5 protein-coding genes and 1 pseudogene are annotated in these 4,950 nt (G+C 72.6%); all 6 read right to left on the reverse strand.

What is annotated here, in order from left to right:
• A pseudogene (locus tag ACIQOV_RS27455) lies at positions 1-260 on the reverse strand (ketoacyl-ACP synthase III); the annotation flags it as partial.
• Positions 257-1,069 (reverse strand): enoyl-ACP reductase FabI, encoded by an 813-nt coding sequence (fabI, locus tag ACIQOV_RS27460; RefSeq protein WP_401052950.1) that lies wholly within the window; start codon positions 1,067-1,069, stop codon positions 257-259. The pseudogene ACIQOV_RS27455 and the gene fabI, both read right to left, overlap by 4 nt.
• Positions 1,069-2,310 carry a beta-ketoacyl-[acyl-carrier-protein] synthase family protein gene (locus ACIQOV_RS27465; protein WP_401052953.1) on the reverse strand — a complete coding sequence of 414 codons (1,242 nt, stop codon included), beginning with the start codon at positions 2,308-2,310 and terminating at the stop codon, positions 1,069-1,071. Before ACIQOV_RS27465 ends, fabI begins: the two co-directional genes overlap by 1 nt.
• Entirely contained in the window at positions 2,307-2,561 is a 255-nt protein-coding gene (locus ACIQOV_RS27470) for an acyl carrier protein (RefSeq protein WP_359898410.1), read from the reverse strand. The genes ACIQOV_RS27465 and ACIQOV_RS27470 overlap by 4 nt, the downstream gene beginning before the upstream one ends.
• Before the next feature lie 99 nt (positions 2,562-2,660).
• Positions 2,661-3,779, reverse strand: coding sequence for a radical SAM protein (locus tag ACIQOV_RS27475; RefSeq protein WP_401052956.1), 1,119 nt, complete (start codon positions 3,777-3,779; stop codon positions 2,661-2,663).
• Between the two features lie 48 nt (positions 3,780-3,827).
• The gene (locus ACIQOV_RS27480; RefSeq protein ID WP_380356263.1) at positions 3,828-4,547 is read right to left on the reverse strand and encodes a Phenylacetic acid catabolic protein; all 720 of its coding nucleotides are present in this window, start codon (positions 4,545-4,547) and stop codon (positions 3,828-3,830) included.
• Positions 4,548-4,950: the final 403 nt, after the last annotated feature.

A 4,950-nucleotide genomic window follows, 5' to 3' on the forward strand; every position in this document is an offset into this window, starting at 1 on the left:
GGGGTGACCCGGTCGGGGGTGATGGTGGCGACCACGACGTGCCGGATGCTCGCGGCGGTGCGCCCGGCGCGGCGCAGCGCCTGCTCGGCGGCGGCCACCACGAGGTCGGCGAGCCGGCCGTCCGGCGCGAGGAAGCGGCGCTCCTCGATGCCGGTCCGTTTGACGATCCACTCCGGGGAGGCGCCGATCCGCTCGAAGTAGGCGTTGGGGACGACGCGTTCGGGCAGTGCCGCGCCCACGCCCACGATGGCCGCCGTCATGCCGCGCCCCCTTCCGCGAAGGCCGGGCCGGTACCCATCCGGACGGCGTGCATCCCGCCGTCCGCGTGCAGGATCTCCCCGCTGACGGTGGCCGCGAGGTCGGAGAGCAGGAACAGCACCGGTCCGACCACCACGGCCGGGTCGCTGCGGTCCCAGCCGAGCGGGGCCTCGGCCTGCCAGCGGTCGGCGATCCGGTCGAAGGTGCTGATCGCCTGCCCGGCGACGGTCTCCACCGGGCCGGCCGCCACCAGGTTGACCCGGATGCCGGACGGCCCGAGGTACATCGCCAGGTAGCGGCAGACCGCGCCGAGGGCCGCCTTGCTCACGCCCATCCAGTCGTAGCCGGCCCAGGCGCCGCTGGCGTCGAAGTCCAGCCCGACGACGCTGCCGCGCCGTCCGTCGGCGGTGAGCAGCGGGGCGAGCGCGGTGGCCAGCGAGTGCAGGGAGACGGCGGCGGTGTGCAGCGCCTGTCCGGCGGCCTCGGGCGGGGTGGTGAGGAAGTTGCCGCTCAGCGCCGTCTGCTGTGCGGCGGCGACGGCGTGCAGCACGCCGTCGACCCCGCCCCAGCGCTGCTCCAGTTCCTTGACCAGCCGGGTGAAGTCCTCGGGCCGGGTGACGTCCAGTTCCAGCACCTCGGTGGGGCGGGGCAGGACGTCCGCCGCCTTCTCGGTGATCCGCCGGGCCCGGCCGAAGCCGGTGAGCAGGACCTCCGCGCCCGCCTCCTGGAGCGCCCTGGCGGTGTGCCAGGCGATGGAGTCCTGGTTGAGCACCCCGGTGATCAGATAGCGGCGTCCGTGGAAGCCGAGCATCACTCCTGGCCTTTCGTCGTACCGATCGCGTCGGCTGCCGCCAGCACCAGGGCCGCGTTGTGTCCGCCGAACCCGAAGGAGGTGGAGAGCCCTGCCCGGCGGCCGCCGGGCAGGGCGGGGGCGGCGAGCGCGGTGGCGCGGTGGATCAGGTTCAGCGGGCCGAGCTTCTCGTCGGGCTCGCGCAGCCCGACGGTGGGCGGGGCGGTGGCGTGGCGCAGCGCCTGCAGGGTGGCGATGGCCTCGACCGCGCCGGCCGCGCCGAAGAGGTGGCCCGTGCAGGACTTGGTGGAGGACAGCGGAATCCCTTCCAGAGCCGGTCCGAGGGCCAGCCGCAGCGCCTCGCACTCCGAGCGGTCGTTGAGGACGGTGCCGGTGCCGTGCGCGTTGAGGTAGCCGAGCTGTCCGGGCGTGACCCCGGCCGCGTCGAGCGCCAGGGTGACGGCGCGGGCCGCGGGCTCCCCGGTCGGGTCCGGGGCGGTGAGGTGGTGGGCGTCGCAGGTGGCGCCGTAGCCGAGCACCTCGCCGAGCACGGTGGCGCCCCGGGCGGCGGCGCCACCGGCCGTCTCCAGCACCAGGATTCCGGCGCCCTCGCCGATCAGCAGGCCGTCCCGGTCGCGGTCGAAGGGCACCGAGCGGCCGCTCTCGGACAGCGCGCCGGCGGTCCGGAAGGCGGCCCGCACCAGGTCGGAGGTGGAGGCCTCGGCGCCGCCGACCACCACCGCGTCGGCGGCGCCGGCGGCGAGCAGCAGCAGGGCGGTGCCGATCGCCTGGGTCGCGCTGCTGCAGGCCGAGGCCAGGCAGAGCGCCTCGCCCCGGAAGCCGTACCGCTGGGCGATCTGCGAGGCCCCGGCGTTGGCCATCATGGCGGGCACCATGAGCGGGGAGACGAAGTCCCCGCCCTGCTGCCGGAGCACCTCGGCCTGGCTCTCGAAGCTCGCCGTCCCGCCGAGCGCGCAGCCGACCACGCAGGCGACCCGCTCGGCGGGGTAGGGCGGCGGGCCGTCCGTCCATCCCGCCTGGGCCAGGGCCTCGGCGGCGGCCACGAGCGCGAGCTGGGTGAAGCGGTCGGTGCGGCGGATCTGCTGGCGCGACAGGTGGTCGGCGGGCCGGAAGTCCCGGCACAGCCCGAGCCCGTCGGCGAGCCCGCTCTCGCCGGCCACCGCGCGCCGGTGCAGCTCGTCGGCGCCCACGCCCAGCGGGGTCACCGCGCCCAGGCCCGTGACGACGGCCCGGGGCGTCACTCCAGCCCGGCCTTGTGGCGGCACAGGGCGAGCACCTCGCCGACGGTGTACAGCTGGTCGAAGTCCTTGGGCTTCACCGGGATGCCCAGCTGCTTGCGGATGGACTGGCTGAGCTCGACCATGTCGAGCGAGTCGATCTCCAGCTCGTCCAGGGCGGCGTCGTCGACGATGCCCTCGCGTTCGACGCCGAGGTCGACCAGGGCGTCGACGACGAAGTTCTCGATGGCGGTGCGGTCCAGTGTGTCGGGCATGGCTCTCCTCGTCCGCGCGGGGCGGCGGTGGCGGTGCGGGGGACGTACGGGCGGTGCCGTGGGGGCGGTGGCCGGGGACGGCGCGCAGGGGCGGTGGGCTCAGGCCGTGGGGCCGGCCTTGCTCGCGTGGTACGGGGCCCAGTGCCACTGGCGCCAGTAGCTCTCGGCGATGTCCAGCCACTGCTCCAGCCGGGCCGCGTCGTCCAGGAAACGGTTGGCGCTGACCACCAGCCAGCTGTAGACGGCCTGGCTGTCCCGGCAGCCGCCGCAGTCGCCGGAGGTGCAGCAGAACTGGAGCGACTCGTAGTCGGCGCCCCAGACGTTGAAGCCGGGGATGACCGGGTTGCCGTTGGCGACGCGGTCCTCGTGCTCGGGGGCGTCGACGCTGAGGCTGGGGCAGACGTCGTAGCCGAAGCGGCCGCCCCAGTGCGTCCGGCCGGTCACCAGGGTCCGGATGAAGTACGGGTGGCTCACCACCGCGTGCGGGTAGAGGTCCTTGACCCGCTGCGCCTCGTCCAGCACCCGCTGCTCATTGGCGATCTTCAGCGGGGTCTCGGTGCCGTGCTCGCTGTAGAAGTTGAAGGTGACGATGTTGCCGTTCTCGGCGATCTTCCGCACGGTGGGCTCGATGTGCTCGACCCCGGCCTCGGAGAGCGCGTAGATGAACAGCGCCCGCTGGTCGTCGCGGTAGTGCTTGAGCGCGGTGTCGAACAGGCCGGTGAACTTGGAGCCGTTGACCCGGATCGCGCGCAGGTCGTCGTCGAGCGGGCCGCCGCCGAAGATGCTGACCGCGATGGCGATCTTCTCGAAGCCCTGCTTGGGCATCGGGCGCAGGCCGTTGGTGGAGATGGTGATGTACGGCAGCTGTTCGACGAAGGCCTCGACCCGGCGCGGGACGAGGGTGGGCTCGCCGCCGATCAGGGTGGCCTGGTTGACGCCGTCGTCGGCCAGCTTGCGGGCGAAGGCCCGGATGCGGTCCAGGTCGGAGAGTTCCTTGACGGCCGTGTCGAAGCCGCCCTCGAAGTACCAGCAGCCCTTGCAGCGGATGTTGCAGGTGTTGGTGAGGTGGACCTCGCAGGACCGGACCTCGCGCCCCAGCCGGCGCAGCCGGTGCAGGCGTTCGGCCAGGTCGGGCCGGTCGGCGAGGAGTTCGGCGGTTCGCGCCTTGGCCTCGCGCCGGCTCAGCGGGCGCTGTTCGATGGTGACGGGTGTTGCCATGGCGGTGGGCTCCTCGGGAGTCGCGGGATCGGCGTGCTGCTGCGACTGCTACTCCGGGAGGCGCAGACCCAGGTTCTTGATGCGCGGGGTGACCTTCTCCCGCCACAGGTCGCAGGCCTGGCCGTTGGTGGTCTGTCGCAGGCCGAAGCGGACGGCCAGCCTGGCGCGCTCGGAGCGCGGGCTGCCGAAGATCCGGATGAAGGTCGGCCACAGCCGGTCCAGGGCCTGCTGGAGCTGCTCGCGGCCGTCGTCGGTGGCGGCGAGGTTGCGGCACACCCGGGCGCCGTGGGCGATGTGCACCTTCTCGTCGAGGATGATGGTGCGCACCGCGTCGGCCCAGGGGCGGTAGCTGCTCTGCGCGAACTCGGAGATCATCACCATGGCCGTCTCCTCCCCGATGTAGGAGAAGATCCCGCGCTCGGCCCAGGTGGTGCAGTTGTGGAACTCCTGGGCCCGGAACAGGTTCCGCTCGGCCAGGGTCTGCTTCTCCATGTAGCCGGTGTCCACGCCGATCTCGGCGAGGACCCGCTTGCCGATCTTGTAGTGGTCGTACTCCTCGGCGGCACGCTCGGCGCAGACCTGCCGCTCCTCCGCGTCGGGGGCCAGCGGCAGGAAGACCTGCACGTAGTCGTCGCCGCCGGAGAGCTCGCCCTCGGTGTTGACCACCATGCCGCGGATCGCGATCTCCCGGTACTCCTCCGGCATCGCGAGGAACTCGTCGGGCGTGCGGACCACCACCGCCTCGTCGTCCAGAATGGAAATCCCCATGGCACAACACCCCGTCTCTGAAGCAGGAATCCGAAGCAGGACATGGTCGGGTGGGAGCGGCCGGGGCGGTTTCCACCGAGGCTCTCGATGACGACCACAAGGAAAAGGACGCCGCCCCCCAGCGGCCGGCGGAGCCCCGTGGCGGCTCCGCTGAACTTCCTCGGAGCGTAGGTGCTGCATTTTGGGCCGAACAAGGTCCCTCACGAATCGTGCCGGACGGATTCGGCCACCCGACAGCACCGGAGGGACTGGTTCCGGCCATCGCGACACCGGCGCGACATGCGCAATTATCGTTCCTGTAACGGATCTTGGCGGTTGACCACGGAAAACGAAGCTGGCCGGAAGCAGGCCTGGACCACGCCGGGCGTACCGCCGGGCCGACGGTTACGCTGACCCCCATGAC

It is taken from the genome of Kitasatospora sp. NPDC091257, assembly GCF_044757675.1.
GTDB classification, from domain to species: domain Bacteria; phylum Actinomycetota; class Actinomycetes; order Streptomycetales; family Streptomycetaceae; genus Kitasatospora; species Kitasatospora lactacystinica.